The sequence below is a fragment of the Halopenitus sp. POP-27 genome (assembly GCF_029889855.1).
Taxonomy (GTDB): Archaea; Halobacteriota; Halobacteria; order Halobacteriales; family Haloferacaceae; genus Halopenitus; species Halopenitus malekzadehii.
Genome location: NZ_JARANU010000025.1, coordinates 1 through 24557 on the forward strand (window position 1 = coordinate 1; position 24557 = coordinate 24557).

The following is a 24557-nucleotide window of genomic DNA, read 5'->3' on the forward strand; positions in this document are numbered from 1 at the left end:
GCGCACCGCCGGCAGCGTGGGGGTGCACGTCGAACTGGGCGTCGATGGGTTCAACGGCGGGGTATGCGTCGGGGTCGGCGTCGGGGTCAGCGTCGGGGGCTTCCACGTCGTTCTCGTCGTGCATACCGTCCTCGTCGACCGTCCCTTCCTCCCCGGTCGGCTCCTCCGACAGGATCGTGGCGAGATCGCCGGTCCGGACGTCGACCTGGTCGGTCACGCCCGCGATCCGCATGTTCTCCCGCGCCACGTCGGCGAACTCCGGGTCCCGCTCGTAGGTTCGCACACGTGCACCCGTGCGTCCGAGCGCTGCCGCGAGAATGCCCGTTCCGGTCCCGGCATCGAGGACGCGATCACCCGCGGCGACGCCGACGTGACCCATAATCAGTCCGACGTCTCGGGGCATCATCGGGGCGCCGGTTCGGTCGAGGTGGTCGAAGAGGTCCGGCAGGCGCAACTCGCGAACCTCGAACGCCTCGCCGAGATGCGTCTCGATCACGTCGCCGTGTTCGGCGTCCGCGGGGACTTCAAGAACGCCGAGGTCGGTGCCGAACTCCGTGCCGGGTTCGAGCAGGTACTCTCGACCGTCCCCGATCAGGAGGTAGGCGGGGTCGGTCACTCCAGGCGGGCGATGGCGGCCGCGAGGTCACCCTCCTCGGCCTCGAGCGCCTCGATGGCGTCCTCCTCGCTGACGCCGGCACGCTCGGCGACGATCATCACGTCGTCCTCGGGGATCGCCGGACCGGCCGTCCCGACATCGTCCTCGGCGTCGCCGGCGTCCAGCTCGGCCGCCGGTCCCGCATCGCTGCCGCCGGTTCCCGGATCGACGGACTCGGGCTCGCCGACGACCTGGTAGGTCTCCTGGCCCTGGGCGTCCATTCGCGTGACCTGGGGACCGTCGAAGACGAGGTCCTCGTCGTCGGTTCGGATGACGACCTCCTCGACGTCGAGTTCGGTGACGTCGATCCCCATCTGTTTCATCATCTGTTTCATCTTCCGTGGGTTCATACCGCCGCCTCCAAGCATACCTTCGTCTCGCGCTCGTGGCAGCAAAAGGGTGACGAACGTGCGAAAGGTGGATCGACCGTCGGCCGCCGATCGGCGTCAGTCGTCCGACTCGAAGCTGCCGATCCCGGCCACGGGCGGCGCAACGATCTCGAAGCTCCGCTCGCTCCAGTCGTCCTCGACGAACACGAAAACGCGGCCGCCGGCGGTCTCGGGGTCGGCCTCGATCTGCGTGCGTTCGCCGGCGCGTCTGGCCGCCACGCCCGGGAACAGCTCCTCGCCCTCGCCGGGTTCGAAGATCACGCGCCCGACGCCGGTGTCCTCAAGGATCTCGTCGTGCGTCTTCAGGTCGTTCACGTAGGTCATCACGCCCTCGGTCTCGGTCGGGTCGGTGACAAGCACGTGCGTCTCCTTGCCGGGACCGGCCGTCAGCGTCCCCTCGACGGTCGTGGGAACGCCGCGATAGAGCGTGGTTCGGCCGTCGAGGTACTCCACGACGACGCCCTCCTCCCGAAGCTCGATGCCGAGGGTGGTGGGCGGGATGTCGGACCGCGCTGACGAGGACATACCGATAGGTGTGGTCGCGGCGGCAAAAAGGGACGCGTTCCGGCCGTGACTCCCAGCCGGATCGCCAACCGGGACCGCCGATCGAGGCCGCCGACCTGGACCGCCGATCGAAACCACCGATCGAAACCACCGCCCGAGACTGCCGACCGAGACCGCCACACCTATGGCCCCGCTCGGGAGTCCCTCGGTATGGAGGGACGGGCAGCCGCGCTGGGCGCCGGAACGGTTCTCAACGCGCTGGCGACCGGCACCGGGTCCGCGTTCGGCATCGACGTCGAGACGCGCGCGACCGTCACGCTTGATCCGGACGCCGACGACGTGACGGGCACCATCGCCGAGGCGCCGGACGCGGACACGCGACTCATCGAACGCTGCGTCGAACTCGCGACCGAACGCTGGGGCGCCGGCGAGGGCGGCACGGTGCGGACCGACAGCGACGTCCCGCTTGCGGCCGGACTGAAAAGCTCCAGCGCCGCCGCCAACGCGACCGTGTTGGCCACCTGCGCGGCGCTCGGACTCTCGGTCGGCGACGCCGAGGACTCCACGGCGGACGTCACCCGTCTGGAGGCGTGTCGGCTCGGCGTCACCGCCGCCCGAGACGCCGGCGTCACCGCTACCGGCGCGTTCGACGACGCCTCGGCGTCGATGCTCGGCGGCGTGACCGTCACCGACAACACGGCCGACGAGCTCCTCACGCGCGAGCGCCTCGAGTGGGACGTCCTCGTCTGGACCCCGCCCGAGCGCGCCTACAGCGCCGACGCCGACGTGGAGCGATGCGGCGCCGTCGCGCCGATGGCGGACCTCGTCGCGGAACTCGCGCTCGATGGCCGCTACGCCGAGGCGATGTCGGTCAACGGGCTCGCGTTCTCGGCCGCGCTCGGGTTTTCACCGGACCCGGCCGTCGAGGCGATGCCCCACGTCACCGGCGTCTCCCTGTCCGGCACCGGCCCCAGCGTCGTGGCGGTTGCCGACCCGGCGGACCCCGAGACCGACCTCGATCGCGTCCGCGATCTGTGGGCCGCCCGTGACGGGACCGTTCGAACCACGACGACGCGCTCCGACGGCGCGACGATACGTGGCCCGTGACGAACGGTGATCCACGCCACGCCATTCCTACCCACCCCACCAACGTATCGGATCGTCCGCCGTCGAATCAATCACTTCAAACTCCCCGAACCCGATCCACCACACAATGAGCACTGACGACGTGAATCCCGAAGAGATGGACCTTGCGGAACTGCGCGCGGAGATCGAGGACATCGACCGCGAGATCGTCGAGCTGATCGCCCGGCGGACGTACGTCGCCGACACCGTCGCGGCCGTCAAGGACGATCGGGATCTGCCCACGACCGACGAGTCACAGGAGACCCGCGTTATGGAGCGCGCCGGCGAGAACGCCGAACAGTTCGATGTCGACGCGAACCTGGTGAAGGCGATCTTCCGGCTCCTGATCGAGTTGAACAAGGTCGAACAGCGGGAGAGTCGGTAGCTCAGTCGAGGGCGAGACTCAGTTTTAACGCCTCGTCTACTTCGGCCATCGTGGGTCCATCGAGTGACCCGACGACCGAGTGAATCCGTTCCGGAACCGAGACGGTTCGAATCTGGTCTAACCGGACCGAGGAATCCTTTTCGAGCGGTGACCCGTCCGCCTCGACGAACACCTCGAACGGATACTCCCGGTATGTTCCCGTGACGGGCGCGACGATGGTCGTGCTGGAGTTTCGGTTTCCGATGTCGTTTTGAACGACCACGGCCGGTCGTGTCTTTTTCATCTCGTGTCCTTCGGCAGGGTCGAGTCGAACGATAACCACATCGCCCCGTCGCACGTCCCTATCGTCACCCATCGAGAGTTTCCCACGCTTCGTCGGATGTTTCGTCCCACTCCTCGGCGATTTTCTCTGCGCTTTCAGACGCTTCCCGGTAGGCGGTAGCCAGTTCGTCGTCGTCCGGGCGGTCGGACTCCACCTCGACGACAGCGACGGTTACACGCTTGTTCGCGTACTCGGTACCGAGATAGACTCGACCTCGGTCGTCCGTCTCGTTCGTTTTGAGGTCTGTTGCGTCCACTTTCATGGACATACGGTACGGACCCACCGCTGATATGTGTTGCCCACTATTACCCACAGCGTCCGGCGGAGATTGCGGTATGTATTATACAGAGCAAGGAGAATACCTGGCCCTTGAGTCAGGATGAATCCGACAACGTCCCCACATTCCACCGTCGATGATCGGGCCGGATATTCCATCATTCTCAATCCGAGCCTTTACAAATAATTAGATATAAGCGGTTATACAGACGTTCAGAATGCTGGAAGTCCACCGCACACACCGAGCGAAAATCCGCAACCACGCACAGGTAGCGGACTCGCTCGACCGACACGGGTGGTCAGCCAGCAAGCTCTGGAACGTTGCCACCTATCACTCCCGACAAGTCTGGGAGGAGACGGGCGAGATTCCCGACCACGGCGATCTCAAAGACGAGTTGAAGACGCATCCAACATACAAGGGATTGCACTCGCAATCCAGTCAGCGCGTTCTGGAGGAACTCGCTGAAGCCTTCAACTCGTGGTACGGCAAGAGAAAATCCGACGATCGCGCGAATCCGCCCGGCTACCGCAAGAAAAACTACTACGATCAGCAGGGCCGTCGCGTCCACGAAGAACACCCGCGCAGCACGGTGACGTGGAAACAGAACGGCATCAAACACGACACCACCAACGACCGTGTTCGCCTCTCGAAGGGCGCAAATCACAAGGAACACCCGAAAGCGTGGGAGTACATCCTCGTCGAATACGAAACCCGTCCCGGCGTCACGGTCGAGAATCTCCAACAGGTTCGAGCCGTCTACGACAACGCGACTGATCGCTGGGAACTCCACCTCGTCTGCAAACACGAGGTCGAGACGCCCACCGCACCCGGCACCGAAACCGCGGGTATCGACCTCGGAATCTGCAACTTTGCGGCGGTTGCATACAGCACCGAGGAGGCTGATTTGTACCCCGGCAACCGTCTGAAACAGGACGGCTACCACTTCCCCAAGGAGATCGCCACATGCGACGACTCTGGTGGGGAAGAAGCGACGCGTTTGCATAGGAAGTGGTCGGAGCGCCGCACCCACTTTTTCCACTCGTTAGCGACACATATCGTCAAGCGATGTGTCGAGAAGGGGGTTGGTCGCATTACCGTCGGCAACCTCGCTGGAGTCCGCGAGGACGAGACCGGCGAGTCGAAGAACTGGGGTCGCCACGGGAATCTCGACTTACACGGATGGGCATTCGACCGCTTCACGTCGATCCTTACGTACAAAGCGAAGGTGTCGGGCATCGAGGTCGTCGAAGTGTCCGAGCGCGACACGAGCAAGACGTGTTGTGTCTGTGGCAGAGAAGACGAGACTCAGCGTGTTGAACGCGGGTTGTATGTGTGTGAGACGTGTGATGCGGCGTTCAACGCGGACGTGAACGGGGCGGAGAACATCCGGCTCGACAGCAACGAAAGTAACTCCGAGTCTTCGGCCAGTTTGGACGAGGATAGGAGTACCGGCTGGTTGGCACAGCCCGACGTCTACCTGTATGACTTGTCCAGCGGATTCCAACCGCAGGCACAAGTGGTAGACTGCAAACCGTAATATCCCAATCCAGCGGTGCGGTGCCGTGGGATTCCCGCGTGTTCACGCGCGGGAGGATGTCAAGGATTTCAGCTACCTGAACAAGGTCGAACAGCGGGAATCTCGCTAGAATTCCGTTAGACCGAGACTGTATTCGAGCGCTGTGTCAACCTCTTTCATACGAGCATTCGGAATATAGCCAATATCGTTCGTAACGCGATGTTCGATTGAAACCGTCCGAATCTGACTACAGAGCGCGACCGAATCCTCTCGAAGCGGAGACTCCGCGGCCGTGACGAGTACCTCAAACGGATACAGGTCATCCCCTTGCGATGTCGTGAAGGGAACGACGATGGTCGTTGGGGCGTTCTCGTTCCCAATGTCGTTCTGGACGACCAGACACGGTCGGGTTCCTCGCTGCTCCGAACCTTCCGTCGGGTCGAGTTCGACGATAACAACGTCTCCGCGGCGAACGTTCATCGATTACCACTCAGGGCGATCGCCGAGGTACTCGTTAGCCTCGCGAGACACACCGTCCAGCTCCGCGGTGAGGGCATCTGACTCCGCTTTGCGTCGCCGGTACCCCTCTGCGAGTTCCTCGCGAGTGACGGATTTTTCGATGGTGATTTTTCCGTCCTCTTCGTGAACGAGCACCTCGTCACCGCCTTGGATACCCAGTTTCTCTCGCAGCTCTTTCGGGAGGGTAACCTGCCCACGCTCCCCGACCTTGCGCTCCTCCCGTTGACTCATACATATTCAAATCATATTCCAACCTAAGTCACTTTCGGCTCGGAGAAGGTCGCTGAGAAGCGGGAACGACCATCAACTGGGTGATTTTGATTCACCGTGTCATATGTTGAACTTCAGCTACCTGAACAAGGTGGAGCAAAGGGAGTCGCGGTGCGTTTCCCGTGTTTCGATACGTTCCACGTCACGGAAACTCGTCGTAGATGGACGATCGATGCCCGACTGCGCCCACCTGTATTTTCCGAGTCTCACGGTTGAACCGGACGATATCCCGATAGTCACCGACTCGTAGCGACTGCCACGGCTTCGCACCGGTTAACGGCTTGGCGAAGTCCGGCGACTCGCGGAATTCGTCCGACACCACGTCGTCGAGTTTGTCGAGAATTCCGCTGTTGGGTTTCGTCGTCGAGGGAACCGAGTCCGTCGGCCGCCCGGTCGGATAGCTCCCACGTCCGGATCCCACTCGTCCGTACCGAATCGTTCGCGAGCTTCCTCCGCACTTACCGTCTCACCCTCCTCGAACCGTCGTTCGCTCTCCAGTAGGTCTTCGAGTGCCCGCTTCGAGAGCTGTGTCCCGTACACCGCGTCTCACAAGGTTTCGCGTATGAATGCCGATCGCGAGTTGTATCCCCGTTCCTGCCACTGTTCATCGAGGTCCGCAAGGAATCCCTTCGGGAGCCGGAGGTTGACCGTCTCGTCGCTCCCGTTGACTGCGGTATCCGACTGTGCCATCTCTCGTAGTACGCTCGTACTACACGAGAAGTTGGGCTACCGGTCCGTCTCTGGAACGCGTCCGAGGTCGTCGTCGACGAGGCTGGGATGTGTTCGCTGACGGTCCTCGTGTGGCGCCGCGAAGTACTCTTGCATCGCGGCGATCGACTCGCGTTCACGGGCCCGCCGCTCGGTCTCCGAGACCTCCTCACACCCCGGCGGGACCTCGCGGCCGCGGTCGGTGAAGTAGCCCTCCGGGGCGACCCAGTCGTGGTAGAAGGGGATCTCCGCGTCGTGGATCAGCGTGATCGCCGTTCTGGCGCCGTCGCCGGCCGCGACCACCGCTTGGTGGTAGCGCTCGGCGAGTCGACCCGCGGCGTACAGCCCCTCGACGGTCGTTCGCCCGTCGCCGTCGTCCTCGAGGTACGTCTTTGAACCCGCCTCCCGGCGGTCGACGTCGAGCGGGTCCAGATAGCTCGCGTCCGCCCAGGAGGCCGCGATCACGCGTTCGGCGGCGATCGTCCGATCGGTCGCGGCGGTGGCCCCCGACACATCGTCCCCGGCCGCGTCGCCGTCGGGGTCCGCGTCCCCGGCGATCGTCGCGAGGAAGCGAGCGTCATCGCTCACGTCGAGATCACCGTCGGCGGTCCCGACGTGTTTCAATCGCGTGACGCGGCCGTGCACCATATCGGCCCCGTTGCGGGTCGCCTGTGATCGCTGCATATCGAGCAGGAGCCGTGGATTGACGCCCGCCGGGAAGCCGGGATAGTTCTCGACGTGTGCGTTCCGTTTGAGTATCGACTCGCCGGCGGTTATCACGGCGGTGTCGAGACTCGCCCGCGCCGTGAAGGTCGCCGCCGACAGCCCGGCGACGCCGCCGCCGACGATCAGTACCTCATAGGTGTCGACCGCCGACGCGTCCGTGTTCGTGGGGTCCGTCGTCGTGCCCATACGACTCGCTGGAGGAGTTGCGCCAAATAGTCCCGGATCCGCGTCGAACGTCGGTCTCGTGCCGAACGCACGGGACCGGTTCTCCTCGTTACTCCTCGGCGTCGTCGGTATCGTCGTCGTCGGTATCGTCGTCGTCGGTATCGTCGTCGGTATCGTCGTCGTCAGTCTCGTCGGCGGCGCCGGTGTCGTCCGCGGCGTCATCAGCAGCAGCCGACTCGGCATCACCCTCCTCGTCCTCGTCCTCGTCTTCGTCCACCGCGAGGAGGTCGTGTTCCTCGAGGATCGCTTCCTTCTCGGCGGCGGAACGCTCGTGGAACGTCGGATCGTCGACGGTCACGGTGGCGACGCCGACGCCGTCGGGCGTCAGTCCGTCGTCCTCGTTCGCCTCGGCGAGCGCCTCGAGCGCGAGGCCGACCGCCGCATCGATCGAGAGGTCCTCCTCGTAACGCTCCTCGAGGTATTCCCGGATGTCGGTGCGGTTCGACCCGATCGACAGCGCCTGCCACTCGTAGGGCGTCCCCGAGGGGTCCGTCTCGAACAGGCGCGGCTCGCCGTTCTCGATTCCGCCGACCACCAGTGCCACGCCGAACGGGCGCGCGCCGCCGACCTGGGTATACTGTTGGATGTGGTCGGTGATGTTCTTGGTCAGCGTCTCGATGCCGATCGCCTCGCCGTACCGCAGCCGGTTCACCTGCGCCTGGCGGCGGGCGAAGTCGATGAGTTTGCGTGCGTCGGCGACGTGGCCGGCCGACGCGACGCCGACGTGGTCGTCGGCCTTGTGTATCTTCTCGACGCTTTCCGGCTCCATCAACGGCGATCGGGCGCGCTTGTCTGCCACGAGGACGACGCCGTCCTCGGCGCGGACGCCGATGCTCGCCGTGCCGCGTTTGACGGCTTCACGAGCGTATTCGACCTGGTAGAGCCGACCGTCCGGCGAGAAGATCGTGATGCCGCGGTCGTACGCCTGCTGTTGGGCTTGTCCCTGCATATGGTATCACTCGAGATCGAGTCGCGTCGCGCCGACGTGGCCGGACTCCGCCGACACGTCGACCGCGTCACCGCGGATGACGGCCGGTCGGTCCGCCCCGTCGAGCGTGACGTCTCTCTGCCGTGACGGTCCGCCCGCGCGACCCATATATCTTTCTTCACACGCCCGGACCGTCCCCGAAACGCCGCGAACCCGTATGCCGACCGGGTCGTCATCGATCGCGGAGACGCAGGCGATCGCGGCACGCGCCGGCTCGACGTGGGCTCGTCGCACCTGAACCACCGCCTCCCCCTCGCCGACGGCGTCGTCGAAGGTGAACGACAGCACCGACAGCTTCGCGTCCGCGCTGCCCGGATCGCCGAGGAGGTTCCCCGCGGCGTACCACAGCGCCCGCTGGAAGTCGCGCCGACCGATGGACGTGGCCGGCCACGCCTCGAGCCCCACGCCGAGGTACCGCCACCGCGGCCGGAGGTGTTTCGGGAGGTGCTTCACCGGTCCCCCCCCGATCCGGTGTCATCCTCGCGTCCGGGATCGGCGGTCCTCCTGCCGGGCCCGTCGTCCTCGCCTCCGGCGTCGTCGCCGTACCGTCCGCGTCGGACGCCCGGTTCGACGAACGACTCCGAGAGTCGGTGCCGGTTCCGCTCGGCGATCCGCTTCCACGCACGGAGCCCGTCATCGATCGCGTCCGCGTCGAACCCGATCGCCTCGCCGACGGCCCGCAGCTCCCGCGGCGCGCGAAGCTCGAGGTGTGACGCCGCGGTCGCGCTCACCACGTAGGGTGCGTCGTAGTGGTCGACGATCTCCCGGAGCTTTCGAAGGTCCGACAGTGCCTGCACCCGGCGGCCGCCGGTCGCCCGGAGGACCGGTCCGAGATCGAACTCGAGGGCGACGCCGTGGTCAGCCGCGGCCTTCACGAGCACGTGGTTGACGTCCCCACGACCGGCCATCGGCTTCGAGAGCACGTCGACGCGGTCGGACTCGACGGCGAACCGGTTGAGCGCGTTCGATCCGCCCCGGAGCGTGAGCACCGTGAAGTCGGGGCGGAAGTTCCCGACCGACCCGCTCGCGGCTGACGGGTCGTCCGCGTCGATCTCGACGCCGGTGACGACGTCGATCCCGTATTCGTCGCCGATCGCCGTCGGCTCCACCGCGCGCGAGGCGGACCGGGTCCGGATCACCAGTCCCGAATAGCCGAGCCGGGCTGCCGTGCTGGCGAGCCTGGCGACGGTGCTGTCGCCGGCCGGATACGCCTGGACCGCCTCATACATACGCCGGGATTCGCCGGCCGGGGTTTTGGAGATTGCGCTTGGTGGACCACCGCGTGTGTGGAGTATGTTCGTGCTGAACCGACTGCACCACCGGGATCGCGGGCCGCTCCCGCGATAAACACGTCCTGCTCACTCCCCGACGCTATCGGGATCGTGAACCGCCGTGACGACGTCGACGGCGGCCCGGTTCGTCGCCACATCGTGCACACGGATGATGTCCGCCCCGCGGTCGACGGCGACCGCCGTCCCGGCGACGGTCGCGGCACCGCGGTCGTCGGCATCGTACCCGAGTGCGCCGAACATCGACTTGTGGGAGTGGCCGACGAGGACCGGACAGCCGAGCGCGGCGAACTCCTCGGTGCGGGACAACACCGCGAACTCCTCGGACGGTGACTTTGTGAACCCGAGTCCCGGGTCGACGATCACGTTCCGGCGGTCGATCCCCGCGGCCTCCGCACGCAGGATCCGTTCCTGGAGGGCGTCGAGAACGTCCTCGACGACGTCCTCGTACTCGATCTCCGTGTCGGGATCGACCGGCGCCTCGACGCTGTGCATCACGACCACCGGGCAGCCGGCCTCGGCGACGACCTCGCGCATCCGTGGGTCCTCGAGCCCGGTCACGTCGTTGATGACGTCCGCGCCCGCCGCGAGCGCGGCGTCCGCGACGTCGGGTTTGCGCGTGTCGATCGAGAGCACGACGTCGCCGTCGGCGATCGCCGGGAGGTCCTGGAGCGCCTCCACAACCGGTACCACGCGGTCGATCTCGTCGTCGACCGGAACCGGGTCGGCGCCCGGTCGCGTCGACTCGCCGCCGATGTCGATGATCCCGACGCCGGCGTCGATCATTCGCCGTGCGCCCTCGATCGCGTCCGCGAACGTTCCGTGCCGCCCCCCGTCGTGGAAGGAGTCCGGCGTGACGTTGAGGATCCCCATCACCGTCGGGCCGTCGGTCCACGGCCAGGTCGTCGAGTCGACGGCCGACCCGTCGGCTGTCGTGGACTGATCGGATGCGGTCGACGAACCAGGTGTGGTCGACGAACCAGGTGTGGTCGACGAATCGACGACGTCACCGCTCCCCGCACGATCACGGATGGTCTCGGCCAGCCCGGGGAGCCCGTTTCCGCGATGGGTCAGTCGGTCGTCGCTGTGGGCACCGGGGCCGTCGGTACGGGAACCCGGGTCGTCGCTGTGGACACCCGGGTCGTCGATCACGTCGGCCAGATCGTGGATCCGGTCGACGGTCCCGCCGATCACGACCGCGATCGATTCGCCGCCCGACCCGACGTCCGAGACCGCACACTCGAGCCCACAGTGGAGTGCCGCCCGCCGCAGCGCCTCGGCCCGGCTCGGATCGAGTCGCGTGCGAAGGACGCGATGGACCAGTCCGTCGCGAACGCGGTCGCGTTCGGGGTCGCCGACGTCGGCGTCCGTGAGCAGGGTCTCGGCGTCCGCCGGCGTGTCGACCTGTGTGGGAACGACGTGTCGTGTGTATCTTGCGCGTCCCTCCGCGACCGCGAACAGCGACCCGGTCAGGAGCACACAATCGTCGGCGTCCGCCCGGTCGATCGCCGCCTCGAGCGCGTCGGCGACCGCGGGGACGACCGTCGTCTCCTCGATCCCCGCGTTCCGAAACGCGGCCGCCAACACGTCGGGGTCCGCCGCCCGTGGGTGGTCGGGTTCGCAGGTGTGGACCGACTCGGGCGTCGGCAACGCATCGATCGTTCCCTCGTGGTCCTTGTCGTGCATCGCGGCGAACGCGAGATGGAGGTCGTCGTACTCGTACTCCGACAGCGTTCCCGCCAGCGTTCGACAGGCTGCGGGATTGTGTGCCCCGTCGAGGACGACCAGGGGCTCGGTTCCCAGGACCTCGAAACGCCCGGGCCAACTCGCGGTTGCAAGCCCGTCGCGAATCGCCTCGGCAGGGATCGGCGCGCTCGCCGATGATGCCTCCTCTCCGTCGATCCGGACGACGGTTTCGTGTGCGATCGCGACCGCGATCGCCGCGTTGGTCGCCTGATACTCGCCCACGAGCGGGAGTCGCGCGTCGTAGCTCCATCCCGAGCCGGCGACCTCGATCCGCGAGTCCGTCGGACTGCGTCGCCCCGAACGTGTTTCGATGCGGCCGTGGTACGTGGCCGTCACGTCCGGGTTCGGATCCGGGTCGGACACGGTCGGTCCGTCGACCGTCCGGACGTCCCCGCCTGCGTCCGTGACGACTTTCCGGATGACTGACAGCGCGCTCCCTCCGCAGGCCGTGATGACGGGCGTCCCCTCGTCGGCGATCCGCGCCTTCGTTCGAGCGATCTCCTCGACCGACTCGCCCAGTACCGCGGTGTGTTCGAGTGAGACGTTCGTGATCGCGGCCGTCACGGGGTCGACCGCGCTCGTCGCGTCGTATTCGCCGCCCATGCCGACCTCGAGCACCGCGACGTCGACGTCGCGGCGGGCGAACTCCCAGATCCCCATCGCGGTGACGACCTCGAAGAAGGTGAGCGGCTCGCCCGCGGCGGCACGGTCGACGAGCCAGGGGCGTGCCCGCTCGATGAAGGTCGCGATGGCGTCGTCGGTCATCGGGTGTCCGTCGACCCGGATGCGCTCGGAGAGGTCATCGAGGTGTGGCGAGGTGTACAACCCCACCGTTCGGTCGGTCTGCCGAAGGATCGACTCGGCGATCCGGGCGGTGCTGCCCTTCCCGTTCGATCCGGCGATCTGGACGAACTCGAGCTCCGTCTCGGGGTTCCCGAGGTGATCGAGCAGCGCCTCGACGGCGTCGGTACCGGGGCGAACCGAGAAGCGGCGGAGGTCGAACAGGAAGTTCGCCGCCTCGTGGTAGTGCATATACGATGACGCTCGGGCGGGGCGTCGCTTGAGGGTGACGATGTCGACGATCGGGTCGGCCGCCGGCATCCGGAACACGAACCGATCGCCGGGACGCGAATCGATGCCGGTACACGAGCCGGCAGCCGCGGCCGCAGGAGGAACGTTGAAATCGACCCGTCACACAGGGATCCAACGTGAAGCGAATCAGGCTCGGGAACGCGGTCTTCGAGGGACTCAACAACGTCTACGTCCTCGACGGCGAGACGACGGCCCTCGTGGACACGGGGATCTCAACGCCGGCGGTCGAATCGGAACTGGCGGACGGGCTCGCGGAATTCGGGCTCGAGTTCGCCGACGTCGACGAGGTCCTTCTCACCCACTGGCACCAGGACCACGCCGGGCTCGCCGGCGTGATCCAGCGGGAAAGCGACTGCATCGTCCGCGCCCACGAGGCCGACGCGCCGCTCATTTCGGGCGCCGAACTGCCCCCGTCGAGCGACTCGGCGGGACGGCGAGCGGTCTTCGACCGCTGGGGAATGCCCGATGCGGCGCGCGAGGAGCTCGAGGAGGTGCTCGACGCCAACGAGTCCTACCGCGAGGTCGACGCCGACGTCACGCCGTTTGCCGACGGCGACCGGTTCGCCGTGAACGGGATCGAGTTCGAGGCGGTGCATCTCCCCGGCCACGCGGCGGGGCTCGCGGCCTTCGCGTTCGACCAGACGGCCGCCGACACCGCGGCGCTCGATGACCACGAAACGGGCAGCGGACGTGGCGATCGCGGTGACACCGCCGCCTTCGTCGGCGACGCGATCCTCCCGCGATACACGCCGAACGTGGGCGGCGCGGACCTGCGGATGACCGGTGCGCTCGATCAGTACGTTCACAGCCTCGTTCGCGTCATCGATCGGGACTGGTCGGTCGCGTATCCCGGCCATCGGGACACGATCGCGGACCCGAGCCGGCGGGCCGGGGTGATCCTCGAACACCACCGCGAGCGCACCGAGCGCGTCATCGACGTCCTCCGCGAACACGGACCGCTCGACACCTGGAGCGTCTCCGCACACCTCTTTGGCGACCTCTCGGCGGTCCACATCCTTCACGGCCCCGGCGAGGCGCACGCGCACCTCGAGCACCTCGCGGACGCCGGCATCGTCGAGCGCGACGGGACGGAGTACGCCCTCGTCGACGCGGACCCCGACGTCAGATCGCTGTTCCCCGAGACGCGGTTTTACGGCCGGGTCGAGGCTGAAACCGAGGGCCAGTGACACGGTCGGGGCGACGGGTCAGCGGTGACGATCGTCTTCAAGAAGTGACCGTTTGGTCCCAGTGGTGACCGTTCGACGCCCCGGACCGGCCGCGCTCACCGACGCCAGAAGCTCCCCGTGAACACGACGAGGACGGGCAGGATCTCGAGCCGGCCGAACCACATCAACAGGACCATCACGAGCTTCGAGGTGGCGGGGAGATCGAGGTAGGACCCGAAGGGACCGAGCCGACCGAACGCCGGGCCGATGTTGCCGATCGCCGCGAGGCTCGCGCCGATCGCCTCGAGCGCGGTCAACTCGATCCCGACGCGGGCGGCGTCGAGTGCGATCACGAGCACGCCAGCACCGAACAGCCCGAGGTACAACAGCGTGAACACGACGACCCCGCGGATGGCGTTCTCGTCGACGACGGTCCCCGCGAGTCGGATCGGCTGGACCGCATCGGGGTGGGCGGTCCGGAACAGCTCGCGGTGGAGGACCTTACAGACGATCAGCCAGCGAACCACCTTGATCCCGCCGCCGGTCGATCCGGCCGACCCGCCGACGAACATCGCGAACAGCAGCGTGAGCTGTCCGTAGGTGCCCCACTGCGCGAAGTCGCTCGTGGCGAACCCGGTCGAGTTCAACAGCGAGCCGATCTGGAAGGCGGCGTGCCGGAGCGCGGGTTCGGCGGTTCCCTCGGTGGTGCCGCCGATCTCGAGCGGCGGCGCGACGCCGGAATACAGCAGGCCGAAGACGAGCGCGACGAAGGCGGCGACTGCGCCAGCGTAGGTCCGCAGCTCCGTGTCGTCGAACAGGTCGCGAGTGTCGCCCGCGAGGACGTGCCAGAACAGCGCGAAGTTGACCCCGGCGACGACCATAAACGGGATGATCGCCCACTGGACGGCGGCCGAGAACGCCGCAATGCTGTCGGCCTTCGTGGAGAACCCGCCGGTCGGCATCGTCGAGAAGGCGTGTGCGATCGCGTTGAACAGATCCATATTCGGCGCGACGCCGACGAGATGGAGGCTATAGAGGACGATCGCGAGCAGCAACGTGAACGCGAAGTAGACCTTCCAGAGAACCCTGGCGGTCTCCTGGATGTGGGGGGTGAGCTTCTGGAGCTGCGGGCCGGGGGCCTCCGCCTGGATGAGGTCTGCGCCGTTGACGGCCAGTTCGGGGAGAATGGCCACCATCAGGACGATGATCCCCATTCCGCCGAGCCACTGGGTGAGCTGGCGCCACAGCAACAGCGCGTGGGAGTGTTGGTCCGTCGATATCTCGCCCATCACGGTCGCGCCGGTGGTGGTGAACCCCGACATCGACTCGAAAAAGGCGTTGACTGGGTGGGCGAGCGTCGAGGCGGTTCCGTAGCCCGCTAACAGATACGGGATCGTCCCGACGACGCCGACGGCCAACCAGGCGAGCGCGACGAGGAGGAGGGCCTCCCGCGGCCCCAGATCCGGGTCGGGGTCGGCCCGCTCGAGCAGGATGCCGGCCCCGAGTACGCAGAAGATCGACGCGCCGAAGACGAGCAGGTCCTCGCCGTACACGAGCGCGACGACGAGCGGGATCGCCATCGCGACGGCGGTGTACTTGACGACCGTGCCGGTGACGGCGACGCTCGTCCGCCAGTCGACTCTCACCGACGTGGACACGCGGCGTCACCTCCCGATCGGCGTCCCCGACGACGCGTGACCGTCCCGGTCCGCATTCGAGACATATCCCAGCCGAGACGGGGGTCCGGCAAGAATCCACCGGGTTCACGACGCACGGACCCGTCGAGTCACGGTGCGCTGGCCGACCGTTCTCGGTGCACTGGCCGATCGGATCCGCGTTCTCACGACCGCCAGTACGCCGGCGTCAACAGCACGAACACGGGGATGATCTCGATCCGGCCGACCCACATCAACACGATCATCGCGGCCTTCGTCGCGTTCGAGAACGGGTGATAGCTGCCGAACGGTCCCGCGACGCCGAAGGCTGGACCGATGTTGAAGAAGGTCGCCGCGGCGGCGCTCATCGCCTCGAACTCCGAGAGCACGAGTCCGGCGCGGGCCGCGTCGACCGCGATGAACGCGGTGAGCACGAAGAAGATCACGACCGAGACGAGGGTATACGCGTAGACGTCACGGACCGTCTCCTCCTCGACCACGGACCCGGAAAGGCGGATCGGGCGGACTGCATCGGGATGCACAGCCGTGAACAGATCCCGACGGAACCCCTTCAGCACGATCAGCCACCGCAGGAGCTTGATCGAACAGGTGGTCGATCCCGCCATTCCGCCGAGGAACATCAACAGGAACAGCACGTGTTTCGCGGCCGGGGACCAGCCGTTGAAGTCGACGGTCGCGAAGCCGGTCGTCGTGAGGATCGACACGACCTGGAAGGTGGCGTGCCGGAGCTTCGCCTCGAGGGGGAACGAAACGCCGGGATCGGTGAGCAACAACAGCGCGACCAGGACGACCGTCCCGATCGCGACGCCGACGTAGTAGCGGAACTCCTCGTTTCGAACCGGCCGGAGCCAATCGCCGCGCACGAAGTAGTAAATGAGGATGAAGTTGGTCGCCCCGATGAACATAAAGGGCACGATCGTCCACTGCGCCGCCCGCGAGAACGCCCCGACGCTGCCGGGGTCCGGCGAGAAACCCGCGGTCGCGACCGCCGTGAGTGCGTGGGCGAGCGCGTTGTACGGCGTCATCGCCGGGGCGACCCCGGCGAGGTGTAGGACGTACAGGGTGCCCGCACAGGCCAGCGTGATCGCCGCGTACAGCGACCAGAGCATCCGGGCGGTCTCCTCGATGTGTGGCGAGAGCTTGTGGACGTCCTGGGTCTGTGTTTCCGTCTCCATCAGCTGTGTCCCGCCGATCGACAGCCGGGAGAGCACCGAGATCGCCAACACGAGCACTCCGAGCCCGCCGAGCCACTGGATCACCTGTCGCCACATCAGTATCGACCGTCCGTGAACGGAGAAGTCGACGAGCACGGTCGCGCCCGTCGTCGTGATCCCCGACATCGACTCGAAGAGCGCGTCGATCGGCTGGGAAACGGCCCCCTCGCCGGCGACGAGGAACGGGATCGCGCCGATCACGCCGACGAACAGCCACGCGAGTGCGACCATCAGGAACGCCTCTCGACCGCCGAGGTCGGCGTCGCCGGACAGTCGCTCGAGCCATCGCCCGACGCCCAGCGTGACCGTGATCGTGACGAGGAACGGGAGGAGCGGTTCGTCGTAGTACCCGGCGAGCACGAGCGGGAACGACAACGGGACGGCGAGCCAGACGAGAATGCTGCCGACCAACCCGAGGCTGGCCCGCCAGCGAACCCGGACGGGACGGCGTCGCCACCGGCCGATCCGGTCGGCGATCCCCGTGGGGTCCGGGAGCGAGAGCATTGCTGGGTCGAGGGTTACAGCAGCGCCGTAACCTCGTCAACGACGGGCGTCTCGACGAAGACGACGACGTGGTCGCCGGCGCGGAGCTCAGTGTCGCCGCGCGGGACGATGAACTCCCGGTCGCGGGTGATTGCGCCGATGACGACGCACTCGGGGAGATCCGCCATCGCGTCCCGAATCGTTTTGCCAGCGAGCGCGCTGTCGGCGCCGATCTCCACCTCCAGTACCTCGGCCTTATCTGACTCGATGAACGCGACGTTCTCAGCGGCACCTGACTGGGTGAACCGCGTGATTTCCTCGGCGACGACTTCCCGAGGCGAGACGCCGACGTCGACGCCGACCGTCTCGAAGAGGTCGACGTAGGAGGTCCGGTCGATGACTGCGACCGTTCGCTCGACGCCGAGCCGCCGAGCGAGCAGACATTCGAGGAGGTTCTTCTCGTCGGAATCGAGCGTCGAAACGAGGATGTCCGCGTCGCCGACGTGCTCCCGCTCGAGAAAGCCCATATCCGTCGCGTCAGACTCCATCACGAGCGTCTCGGGGAGGTTCTCGGCGAGGGTTCTCGCGCGCTCGTGGTCCTGCTCGACGAGACGCGGAGAGAGGCCGCGTTCCTCGAGCAGGCGGCAGACGTGATAGCCGATCTCGGAGCCGCCGATGACCACGACCTCGGCTGATTCTTCCGGAGACTCCTTGGGGGCGATCGTGCGGGCGAACGTCTGGACGCTGTGTGGCGACCCGATGACGACCACGCGGTCGCCCGCCAACAGACAGGAGTCTCCGCGTGGCACCTCGACGTCGCCGTCCCGGAGGATCGCGGCGAAGGTGAGCGAGTCGAACCGGTCGGCCTCCTCGACGGTCTGGTCGACGATCGGCGACCCCTCGCCGATCTCGAACTCGGCCATCTGCACCCGGCCGCCGGCGAAGACGTCGGCGTCGCGGGCCGCCGGCAACCCGACGACGCGCACGATCGACTCGGCGGTGAGGAGGTTGGTACAGACCATCAGGTCGATGCCAAACGCGCCCTCGTCGTGTTCCCACGTCCGGAGGTATTTCGTGTTCTTGATGCGCGCGATGGTGAACGCCGTGGGGGTGATCGCCTTCGCGGTCGAGCAGGCGACGATGTTCGTCTCGTCGTCGTCGGTGGTGGCCAAAACCATGTCCGCCTCCTCGATGCCGGCCTCCTGAAGCGTGTTCAGATCCGTTCCGTCGCCGGTTATCGTCAGGACGTCCAGCGCGTAGGTCAGTTCGTCTGCTCGGTCGGCGCGATTCTCGACGACCACGACGTCGTGGTCGTGTTGGAGATCGGCGGCGATGCTCTCGCCGACCTGGCCCGCCCCGATGATGACTACGTGCACGGAGCGGCCTCCTCGTGTCTCATACGCCGGCGTTCTCGGAGGAACGATAAATGGGTTGTGTCCCGGACACCGTCGCAACCACCGCTGCGATCGCCGATCCCGCGGGTCAAGAGAACACCCTTAAGAGGCTCGGCGGGAACTCACTTGTGGGAACAGCACAGCCGTAAGTCTGACTCGCCGGGGCGATCGCCCACGGCTCGGGATTGCGGCAGTGCACCGTGAGTCCCCGATGGGGGGCTCGCGGTCACGCTTTTGCGGTTGTGCCGTTCCAACGACAGACAATGGCACGAATGCATACACGCCGCCGTGGCTTGTCCGGTTCGGACAAGCCCGTGGCAGACGATCCGCCGGAGTGGAGCGACGTCGACGCCGAGGACATCGAGGCCCGCGTCGTCGAACTGGCAGAACAGGACTACGACCCCAGCCAGATCGGAATGAAACTGCGCGATGAGGGCGTGACCGGCACGCCGATCCCGGACGTCAAGCTGGCGACCGGGAAGAAGATCACCGAGATCCTCGAGGAGCACGACGCCGCCGCGTCGGTCCCCGAGGACTTCCGGAACCTCGTCGAACGCGCGGTCCGGCTGCGCGAACACATGGCGGAGAACCCGCAGGACCACCAGAACAAGCGGGCGCTTCAGAACACGGAGTCGAAGATCCGCCGGCTCGCCGACTACTACCGCGGCGACCAGCTCGACGAGGACTTCACGTACACCTACGAGAACGGCGTCGAGCTCCTCGAGGAGTGATCGACTCACGATCCCGATCCGACGGACCCCGATAACCGACGCCCATCGACCCGACACACCCCAATACCCGACGTCCATCGATCAAACACACCCCGATCCCACACACGTCCCGATGACCGATTCCGTGATCGCACCTGACGCGACGCCCGACACGATCGCCGGCGTCGTCCGTGACGCGCCGTTCGTTCGGCTCGTCGCTCGCGACGACGGCGATTCCCTCGCAGCGGCGTCGCTGCTTGCGGGGGCCGCACGCGGCGTCGACACGCCGTTCCAGATCCGGATCCATCCGGATCCCGCCGGGACGATCGACGATGCGACCGGCGACTCCGGGCCGGGCCCGTCCGCAGGAACCGATGACGAGGTTCACGTGCTCGTCGGCGTCGAGGGGATCGAAACGACGACCACGTCCGCGAACGACAGATCGGCAGGCGACGGATCGGCGGACGACGGATCGGCAGACGACAGGTCGACGGCAACCGAGTCATACGTCCTCCGGAGCGACGGTCGTCCGGCAAGCACCGCGGCCTTCGCGGTCGGAACCGAGCTCGGGGGCGACCCCGATCCGGTGCTCGCGCTTGCCGGCGTGGTCGCCGCCGGATCCGTTCCGGGAACGGACGGATCCGGAACCGCACTCGACGTTGCGACCCAGCGTGGACTCGTCGAACGGCAGCCAGGCCTCGCGGTCCCGTCCCCGGAGACGGATGACGGGCTCGCGACCGGGATCGCCGCCTCGACGCTGTTCCACGCGCCCTACTCGGGCGCTCCCGACGACGTTCGGGCCACGATCGGGGCGGACGTCCTCGCGGACGCCGACCGCCGCCGGGTCGCGTCGACGGTCGCCGTCGACGTGGTCGCGCCCGCGGCGGCGACGCAACGTGCGTCGTCGGCCGTCGAACGCGCGCTGCGACCGTACGCGACGACCGGTCCCGTCGGAACCGTCGGCGGCTATGCCGACGTTCTCGACGTGCTTGCGCGCGAGTCGCCCGGAACCGGGATCGCGCTTGCGCTCGCCGGCACCGGCGTGAACGATGACCTGCGATCGGCCGCGATCGAGACGTGGCAGACCCACGGGACCGCCGTCCACGCGGCGATCGCCGAGACGACGATGGCGCGATACGACGGCGTGTCCGTCGCTCGCGTGTCCGCACCGGCGGCCACGCTGCCCACCGTCGCTCGGCTGCTTCGGGAGTATCGATCGCCGGAACCCGTCACCCTCGTTCTCGATCCGGATGCGGGGCGTGTCGCTGCGGCGGCAACGGACCCGACCGGTATCGGGACCGCGCTTCGGCGCGTTGCGGCCGAGCGTGACGGCACCGGCTGGGGCGGACCGACCCGTGGCGGCGCACGAGTACCGATGGACGACGACGGTTCGGCCGTGATCGCGGCCACGAGGGAGGCGTTATGAACGGGCTCGACGACGGTGCCGGCGGCGACCACGCCGGTGACACCGATGCCCACCCTGGCGACGGCGCCGGGGGTCGCCCCGCTCGGACGGCGACCGTCCGGACGCGCCACGACGATCCCGAACTCGTTCGGGACGCCCTGGCGCCCGACAACACCGACTCGATGGACGCCCGCGTCGACGACGACGCGGTCGTCTGTTCGATCGAGCGGGAAACGACCGGCGGCCTGCAGTCGACGGTCGACGACTATCTCGTCAACCTGCAGGTGGCCGATCGCCTCGTCGATCGCGGCGCGGAACACCGGCATATGGCCGGGGAAACGCGGGATGAGGAGCGGAGTCGATCTCGGGATCGGGATCGAGACGCGGACCCGACGAACAGACAGACGACCGACACAGACACGACACACCAGACATGAGCGAACGATCCGTATCAAAACAGACGCAAGAGAAGCGATGGTACTCGGTGCTCGCCCCCGAGCAGTTCGACCGGGACGAGATCGGCGAGACCCTCGCGGAGGAACCCGAGCAGGTCGTCGGCCGGACGATCACGACGACGCTCGGCGATCTGAACCAGGACAGCAGCGGCAACAACACCAAGCTGACGTTCAAGATCACCGACGTCGGCAGCGACACGGCCTACTCCGAGTTCGTGAAGTACGAGCTGACGCGGGATTACCTGCGCTCGCTCGTGCGGCGCGGCTCCTCGAAGGTCGAGGCGTCGATCACGGTCCTGACGACCGACGACTACCGCGTCCGGCTCCAGCCCGTGTCGCTCACGACGAAGAAGGCCGACCGCTCCCAGGAGCAGGCCATCCGTCGCGTGATGATCGACCAGGTCCACGAGGCTGCCGCCGACCGGACCTTCGAGGAACTCGTCGACTCGGTCGTCGAGGGCCGACTCTCCTCGGCGATCTACGGCGACGCGAAGACGATCTACCCGCTCCGCCGTGTCGAGGTCCAGAAGCTCACCCTCGAGGCCCGACCCGAGGAGGTCGCGGCCGAGGAGGAAGCCTCCGTGGACGTCGACACCGAGGACGTCACCGTCGACGAGTAGGCCGGCGCGCCGTTCGAACGACCGACGCTTTTTCGAGCCGTCCGCGGCGGATGGCATCCGACCCATCCCCCCGAGACGAAACGTTGAAACGCGGCTCGCACGAACCGCTGGCTATGGAACTGCGGGTCATCGACAAGAGCGAGGCGGAACTCCGCATCGAGATCGCGGGCGAGGACCATACCTTTATGAACGTCCTGAAGGGCGCGCTGTTGGAGCACGAGGACGTCGCCGCCGCGACCTACGACGTCAACCCCGAACAGTCGGGCGGCCAGACGGACCCCGTCTTGACCGTCAAGACCGAATCCGGCGATCCCCTGGACGCGGTCGAGGACGCCGCCGCCGCGATCACGGACAAGACGGCGGCCCTCTCCGACGTGGTTCGCGCGGCCTGAGGCGGTTCGCGCGGCCGGAAAGGAGACGCGACGTGAGCGTGGCGCGGTCTGAGACCTGGTGCGGCGTGATCGTGCGGTGGGGACGTCTCGACGTGCTGGCTCCCGTCGCTACAGCCGAACCGGCACGCCGCGGTCGTCCAGGTACTCCTTGAGTTCGGTGATCGTGTACTCGCCGAAGTGGAAGATCGACGCCGCCAGCGCCGCGTCCGCGTCGGCCTCGGTGAAGACCTCGTAGGCGTCCTCCGGCCCGCCACAACCCGAGGAGGCGATCACGGGCGTCGAGACGGCCTCACAGACGGCGCTCATCAGCGGGACGTCGTAGCCGTCCTTGGTGCCATCGCGGTCGATGGAGTTGATGAACAGCTCGCCGGCGCCGCGCCGTTCGGCCTCCATCGCCCACTCGACGGCGTCGATGCCGGTCCCCTCGCGGCCGCCCTTCTTGGTGCACTCGAACCAGACCGACTCGCCGTCGGCCTCGACGTAGTGTTCGCCGGCCTCGTCGTACCGCCGTCGAGCGTCGATCGAGATGACGATACACTGCGAGCCGAACGCGGCCGCACCCTCGTCGATCAGGGCGGGACGGTCGAGCGCGCCGGTCGTGATCGATACCTTGTCGGCTCCAGCTCGCAGCGTCTCCTTGATGTCGTCGGTCGTGCGGATCCCGCCGCCGACCGTCAGTGGGATGAAGCACTCATCGGCGACGCCGCGGACGACGTCGAGCATCGTCTCGCGGCCGTCGGCCGAGGCCGTGATGTCAAGGAAGACGAACTCGTCGGCGCCCGACTCGTTGTACTTGCGCGCCAGCTCCACGGGGTCGCCGGTGTACTCCAGATTCTCGAAGTTGACCCCGGTGTAGACGGCCGCGTTGCCGTCCTCATCGAGGTCGACGTCGATACACGGGATGATGCGTTTGGTGAGTCCCATTCGCTGTCGAGTCCTTGTCCGCGGACGGTACTAAAACCACCCGGGGCGGCGATCGGCAACCGGCTGCCGGCCGCCACGTCCGGGCTGGCGATCGGGTCGCGCCGGCTACAGCTCGACGCCGGACGGGATCAGGCTCTCACCGCGAAGCAGGTTGCCGTCGGGGTCGTACACGAGGAAGGTCCGCTTCTCGTAGGTGACCAGATCCTCGTCGTCGACGGTGATCTCGACCCGGTAGCGTCCCTCCTCGTCGTCGGCCGACGAGCGGCCGTACTCGCGAGCGGCGCGGATGAACCGACGGACGTCGTCGGCCTCCTCGTTCAACTCGAGGACGAAGTCGCCGGTCACGCGGTTCGTGACCGCCACCACGCCCTCGGCGTCGGGGCCGTCCTCGAGCGAGTCACGGAGTCGGAAGGCGACGTCCGTCTCGTCGGCCGCCAGTAGTTCGCCGTCGGGCCCGGTCAGTCGTTCGGTCAGCAAGCCGTCGGGGCCGTGAAACGCGATCCGGACCAGCGGCTTGTGGTCGTCGCCCTCGGCGTCCGGCTCGACGTTCTCAACCGTCAGTTCGAAATACTCCCGCCGCATCAACTGTCTAACCCTTATCGGTCAGCCCGTATGAACGTAACGCCCCCGGATCATCCGGTCGGCGCCGATCGATTCGGAGCCGGCGGCCGTCTCGCCATCGACGGACGTTTTTAAGTGATCGCGAGGGTGCCTACACGTATGGTCTGGGTCCGATCGGAGTATGCCGGGGAACTGGCCGTCGTCTCGGCGTGGCTCGCCGCACTCATTCCCTGGAACCTGACGTACGCCTCTATCCCGGGATACGGGACGATACTGTACCTCCGCTACCCGTTCCTCGAGGTGCAGTACCTCGTCGGCTGGACGATCGACGATCGGTCCTTTTTCCTGCATTCGATCCCCGCCGCGCTCCGCAACCAGGCGGGGCAGGTCGTCGCCGACGCGTATCTCGCGTGGGCGGCGGGGTCGACGCTGATCGCCGTCGCCGTGCTCACCGCGATCGCCTACTACCTCGCCGAGGAGCGCGTCGAGAACGGGCCGGTTGACCCCGTCAGACTCATCGGCGGGCTCCTGCTGGCCGCGGGGATCGTCCTTCTCGCCGCAACGTATCTCCTCGTCACCCTCGGCGTGCCGGGGATCCCGCTCCCGGTCGGAACCCTCCTCCTCGGCGCTCTCGGCGCGATTCTGCTTCTGGCCGATCGGCGCGAGGACGCGGTGGATGAGACGGAATACCGAGCCGACGACGCGGAATGACCACACTCTCACGAAAGTCCCAAAGAAGCGTGCACAGACCAGAGTATCCTACGGTCGGCGTAGGAGAAAGTTGCCTCCGTGGGGGTTCGGCATGAGCCGAGACCCCCAGC

General features: G+C 66.9%; 28 protein-coding genes. 10 read left to right on the forward strand and 18 right to left on the reverse strand.

Annotated features, from left to right (window positions below):
- The 3 genes from OQF70_RS12785 to OQF70_RS12795 form a co-directional block, all read right to left on the reverse strand.
- A partial coding sequence (locus OQF70_RS12785) for a 50S ribosomal protein L11 methyltransferase (protein WP_280538040.1) occupies positions 1-616 on the reverse strand: 616 nt, incomplete at its 3' end.
- The gene (locus OQF70_RS12790; protein WP_280538041.1) at positions 613-1023 is read right to left on the reverse strand and encodes a nascent polypeptide-associated complex protein; all 411 of its coding nucleotides are present in this window, start codon (positions 1021-1023) and stop codon (positions 613-615) included. The genes OQF70_RS12790 and OQF70_RS12785, both read right to left, overlap by 4 nt.
- A 78-nt stretch (positions 1024-1101) precedes the next feature.
- Positions 1102-1569, reverse strand: coding sequence for a DUF5796 family protein (locus OQF70_RS12795; protein WP_280538043.1), 468 nt, complete (start codon positions 1567-1569; stop codon positions 1102-1104).
- A 189-nt stretch (positions 1570-1758) separates the two neighbouring features.
- On the opposite strand from OQF70_RS12795, the gene OQF70_RS12800 reads away from it, so the two are divergent.
- Together OQF70_RS12800 and OQF70_RS12805 are read left to right on the forward strand one after the other, a co-directional pair.
- Positions 1759-2655 carry a shikimate kinase gene (locus tag OQF70_RS12800; protein WP_280538044.1) on the forward strand — a complete coding sequence of 299 codons (897 nt, stop codon included), beginning with the start codon at positions 1759-1761 and terminating at the stop codon, positions 2653-2655.
- Between the two features lie 106 nt (positions 2656-2761).
- A complete protein-coding gene (locus tag OQF70_RS12805) occupies positions 2762-3058 on the forward strand; it encodes a chorismate mutase (protein ID WP_280538046.1) in 297 nt (98 codons plus the stop codon).
- A gap of 1 nt (position 3059) precedes the next feature.
- Here the strand turns inward: OQF70_RS12805 and OQF70_RS12810 are convergent, their stop codons facing one another.
- Entirely contained in the window at positions 3060-3413 is a 354-nt protein-coding gene (locus OQF70_RS12810; protein WP_280538048.1) for a type II toxin-antitoxin system PemK/MazF family toxin, read from the reverse strand.
- Complete coding sequence (locus tag OQF70_RS12815; protein WP_280538049.1) at positions 3406-3642, reverse strand: hypothetical protein; 237 nt, start codon at positions 3640-3642, stop codon at positions 3406-3408. The genes OQF70_RS12810 and OQF70_RS12815 overlap by 8 nt, the downstream gene beginning before the upstream one ends.
- Positions 3643-3874: 232 nt before the next feature.
- Between OQF70_RS12815 and OQF70_RS12820 the strand changes: the two genes are divergently transcribed.
- Complete coding sequence (locus tag OQF70_RS12820; RefSeq protein WP_280538051.1) at positions 3875-5194, forward strand: transposase; 1320 nt, start codon at positions 3875-3877, stop codon at positions 5192-5194.
- 105 nt (positions 5195-5299) lie between these two features.
- On the opposite strand, the gene OQF70_RS12825 is transcribed toward OQF70_RS12820, so the two are convergent.
- The 8 genes from OQF70_RS12825 to folP form a co-directional block, all read right to left on the reverse strand.
- Complete coding sequence (locus OQF70_RS12825) at positions 5300-5653, reverse strand: type II toxin-antitoxin system PemK/MazF family toxin (RefSeq protein ID WP_280538053.1); 354 nt, start codon at positions 5651-5653, stop codon at positions 5300-5302.
- A 3-nt stretch (positions 5654-5656) separates the two neighbouring features.
- Positions 5657-5923, reverse strand: coding sequence for an AbrB/MazE/SpoVT family DNA-binding domain-containing protein (locus OQF70_RS12830; RefSeq protein ID WP_280538054.1), 267 nt, complete (start codon positions 5921-5923; stop codon positions 5657-5659).
- A gap of 585 nt (positions 5924-6508) precedes the next feature.
- Entirely contained in the window at positions 6509-6652 is a 144-nt protein-coding gene (locus OQF70_RS12835; RefSeq protein WP_280538056.1) for a ribbon-helix-helix domain-containing protein, read from the reverse strand.
- 36 nt (positions 6653-6688) lie between these two features.
- Positions 6689-7582, reverse strand: a complete 894-nt coding sequence (locus OQF70_RS12840; RefSeq protein WP_280538057.1) for an FAD-binding protein — start codon at positions 7580-7582, stop codon at positions 6689-6691.
- Positions 7583-7670: 88 nt separating this feature from the next.
- Complete coding sequence (gene psmA / locus OQF70_RS12845) at positions 7671-8570, reverse strand: archaeal proteasome endopeptidase complex subunit alpha (protein ID WP_280538058.1); 900 nt, start codon at positions 8568-8570, stop codon at positions 7671-7673.
- A gap of 6 nt (positions 8571-8576) precedes the next feature.
- Positions 8577-9062 carry an Rpp14/Pop5 family protein gene (locus tag OQF70_RS12850; protein ID WP_280538060.1) on the reverse strand — a complete coding sequence of 162 codons (486 nt, stop codon included), beginning with the start codon at positions 9060-9062 and terminating at the stop codon, positions 8577-8579.
- Positions 9059-9838: an RNase P subunit p30 family protein gene (locus OQF70_RS12855; protein WP_280538062.1), complete on the reverse strand. Its 780-nt coding sequence runs from the start codon at positions 9836-9838 to the stop codon at positions 9059-9061. The genes OQF70_RS12850 and OQF70_RS12855 overlap by 4 nt, the downstream gene beginning before the upstream one ends.
- 129 nt (positions 9839-9967) lie before the next feature.
- On the reverse strand, positions 9968-12676 hold the full coding sequence (folP, locus tag OQF70_RS12860; protein WP_280538063.1) for a dihydropteroate synthase: 2709 nt from the start codon (positions 12674-12676) through the stop codon (positions 9968-9970).
- A gap of 176 nt (positions 12677-12852) precedes the next feature.
- Here folP and OQF70_RS12865 point away from each other — a divergent pair, with 176 nt between their 5' ends.
- Positions 12853-13923 carry an MBL fold metallo-hydrolase gene (locus OQF70_RS12865; protein ID WP_280538064.1) on the forward strand — a complete coding sequence of 357 codons (1071 nt, stop codon included), beginning with the start codon at positions 12853-12855 and terminating at the stop codon, positions 13921-13923.
- A gap of 95 nt (positions 13924-14018) precedes the next feature.
- On the opposite strand, the gene OQF70_RS12870 is transcribed toward OQF70_RS12865, so the two are convergent.
- The 3 genes from OQF70_RS12870 to trkA all read right to left on the reverse strand — a co-directional run bounded on the left by OQF70_RS12870 (position 14019) and on the right by trkA (position 18651).
- Positions 14019-15482 (reverse strand): TrkH family potassium uptake protein, encoded by a 1464-nt coding sequence (locus tag OQF70_RS12870; RefSeq protein ID WP_280538077.1) that lies wholly within the window; start codon positions 15480-15482, stop codon positions 14019-14021.
- A 260-nt stretch (positions 15483-15742) separates the two neighbouring features.
- Positions 15743-17296, reverse strand: a complete 1554-nt coding sequence (locus OQF70_RS12875; RefSeq protein ID WP_280538065.1) for a TrkH family potassium uptake protein — start codon at positions 17294-17296, stop codon at positions 15743-15745.
- Positions 17297-17310: 14 nt separating this feature from the next.
- Complete coding sequence (gene trkA, locus OQF70_RS12880; protein ID WP_280538066.1) at positions 17311-18651, reverse strand: Trk system potassium transporter TrkA; 1341 nt, start codon at positions 18649-18651, stop codon at positions 17311-17313.
- Between the two features lie 281 nt (positions 18652-18932).
- Here trkA and OQF70_RS12885 point away from each other — a divergent pair, with 281 nt between their 5' ends.
- The 5 genes from OQF70_RS12885 to OQF70_RS12905 all read left to right on the forward strand — a co-directional run bounded on the left by OQF70_RS12885 (position 18933) and on the right by OQF70_RS12905 (position 22251).
- Complete coding sequence (locus OQF70_RS12885) at positions 18933-19400, forward strand: 30S ribosomal protein S15 (RefSeq protein WP_280538067.1); 468 nt, start codon at positions 18933-18935, stop codon at positions 19398-19400.
- Between the two features lie 112 nt (positions 19401-19512).
- Complete coding sequence (locus tag OQF70_RS12890) at positions 19513-20805, forward strand: exonuclease RecJ (RefSeq protein WP_280538069.1); 1293 nt, start codon at positions 19513-19515, stop codon at positions 20803-20805.
- Entirely contained in the window at positions 20802-21221 is a 420-nt protein-coding gene (locus tag OQF70_RS12895) for a KEOPS complex subunit Pcc1 (RefSeq protein ID WP_280538071.1), read from the forward strand. Before OQF70_RS12890 ends, OQF70_RS12895 begins: the two co-directional genes overlap by 4 nt.
- Entirely contained in the window at positions 21218-21859 is a 642-nt protein-coding gene (locus tag OQF70_RS12900) for a 30S ribosomal protein S3ae (protein WP_092814365.1), read from the forward strand. The genes OQF70_RS12895 and OQF70_RS12900 overlap by 4 nt, the downstream gene beginning before the upstream one ends.
- Before the next feature lie 113 nt (positions 21860-21972).
- Positions 21973-22251, forward strand: a complete 279-nt coding sequence (locus OQF70_RS12905; RefSeq protein ID WP_092814368.1) for a DNA-directed RNA polymerase subunit L — start codon at positions 21973-21975, stop codon at positions 22249-22251.
- A gap of 108 nt (positions 22252-22359) precedes the next feature.
- Here the strand turns inward: OQF70_RS12905 and hisF are convergent, their stop codons facing one another.
- A complete protein-coding gene (gene hisF / locus OQF70_RS12910; RefSeq protein WP_280538072.1) occupies positions 22360-23175 on the reverse strand; it encodes an imidazole glycerol phosphate synthase subunit HisF in 816 nt (271 codons plus the stop codon).
- A gap of 105 nt (positions 23176-23280) precedes the next feature.
- The gene (locus OQF70_RS12915) at positions 23281-23757 is read right to left on the reverse strand and encodes a DUF5793 family protein (RefSeq protein WP_092814374.1); all 477 of its coding nucleotides are present in this window, start codon (positions 23755-23757) and stop codon (positions 23281-23283) included.
- Between the two features lie 138 nt (positions 23758-23895).
- Here OQF70_RS12915 and OQF70_RS12920 point away from each other — a divergent pair, with 138 nt between their 5' ends.
- Positions 23896-24447 (forward strand): hypothetical protein, encoded by a 552-nt coding sequence (locus OQF70_RS12920; protein ID WP_280538075.1) that lies wholly within the window; start codon positions 23896-23898, stop codon positions 24445-24447.
- Positions 24448-24557 lie beyond the last annotated feature (110 nt).

Bases quoted from the DNA above. Each gene is read 5' to 3' on its own strand.
- OQF70_RS12890 (WP_280538069.1), top strand. From the start codon at position 19,513: ATGACCGATTCCGTGATCGCACCTGACGCGACGCCCGACACGATCGCC.
- OQF70_RS12800 (WP_280538044.1), top strand. From the start codon at position 1,759: ATGGAGGGACGGGCAGCCGCGCTGGGCGCCGGAACGGTTCTCAACGCG.
- OQF70_RS12895 (WP_280538071.1), top strand. From the start codon at position 20,802: ATGAACGGGCTCGACGACGGTGCCGGCGGCGACCACGCCGGTGACACC.
- OQF70_RS12885 (WP_280538067.1), top strand. From the start codon at position 18,933: ATGGCACGAATGCATACACGCCGCCGTGGCTTGTCCGGTTCGGACAAG.
- OQF70_RS12840 (WP_280538057.1), bottom strand. From the start codon at position 7,582: ATGGGCACGACGACGGACCCCACGAACACGGACGCGTCGGCGGTCGAC.
- OQF70_RS12920 (WP_280538075.1), top strand. From the start codon at position 23,896: ATGGTCTGGGTCCGATCGGAGTATGCCGGGGAACTGGCCGTCGTCTCG.
- OQF70_RS12805 (WP_280538046.1), top strand. From the start codon at position 2,762: ATGAGCACTGACGACGTGAATCCCGAAGAGATGGACCTTGCGGAACTG.
- OQF70_RS12905 (WP_092814368.1), top strand. From the start codon at position 21,973: ATGGAACTGCGGGTCATCGACAAGAGCGAGGCGGAACTCCGCATCGAG.
- folP (WP_280538063.1), bottom strand. From the start codon at position 12,676: ATGCACTACCACGAGGCGGCGAACTTCCTGTTCGACCTCCGCCGCTTC.
- OQF70_RS12810 (WP_280538048.1), bottom strand. From the start codon at position 3,413: ATGGGTGACGATAGGGACGTGCGACGGGGCGATGTGGTTATCGTTCGA.
- OQF70_RS12915 (WP_092814374.1), bottom strand. From the start codon at position 23,757: ATGCGGCGGGAGTATTTCGAACTGACGGTTGAGAACGTCGAGCCGGAC.
- OQF70_RS12825 (WP_280538053.1), bottom strand. From the start codon at position 5,653: ATGAACGTTCGCCGCGGAGACGTTGTTATCGTCGAACTCGACCCGACG.
- OQF70_RS12820 (WP_280538051.1), top strand. From the start codon at position 3,875: ATGCTGGAAGTCCACCGCACACACCGAGCGAAAATCCGCAACCACGCA.
- OQF70_RS12855 (WP_280538062.1), bottom strand. From the start codon at position 9,838: ATGTATGAGGCGGTCCAGGCGTATCCGGCCGGCGACAGCACCGTCGCC.
- OQF70_RS12790 (WP_280538041.1), bottom strand. From the start codon at position 1,023: ATGCTTGGAGGCGGCGGTATGAACCCACGGAAGATGAAACAGATGATG.
- psmA (WP_280538058.1), bottom strand. From the start codon at position 8,570: ATGCAGGGACAAGCCCAACAGCAGGCGTACGACCGCGGCATCACGATC.
- OQF70_RS12870 (WP_280538077.1), bottom strand. From the start codon at position 15,482: ATGGCGATCCCGCTCGTCGTCGCGCTCGTGTACGGCGAGGACCTGCTC.
- OQF70_RS12815 (WP_280538049.1), bottom strand. From the start codon at position 3,642: ATGAAAGTGGACGCAACAGACCTCAAAACGAACGAGACGGACGACCGA.
- OQF70_RS12830 (WP_280538054.1), bottom strand. From the start codon at position 5,923: ATGAGTCAACGGGAGGAGCGCAAGGTCGGGGAGCGTGGGCAGGTTACC.
- hisF (WP_280538072.1), bottom strand. From the start codon at position 23,175: ATGGGACTCACCAAACGCATCATCCCGTGTATCGACGTCGACCTCGAT.
- OQF70_RS12875 (WP_280538065.1), bottom strand. From the start codon at position 17,296: ATGCTCTCGCTCCCGGACCCCACGGGGATCGCCGACCGGATCGGCCGG.
- OQF70_RS12795 (WP_280538043.1), bottom strand. From the start codon at position 1,569: ATGTCCTCGTCAGCGCGGTCCGACATCCCGCCCACCACCCTCGGCATC.
- OQF70_RS12900 (WP_092814365.1), top strand. From the start codon at position 21,218: ATGAGCGAACGATCCGTATCAAAACAGACGCAAGAGAAGCGATGGTAC.
- OQF70_RS12835 (WP_280538056.1), bottom strand. From the start codon at position 6,652: ATGGCACAGTCGGATACCGCAGTCAACGGGAGCGACGAGACGGTCAAC.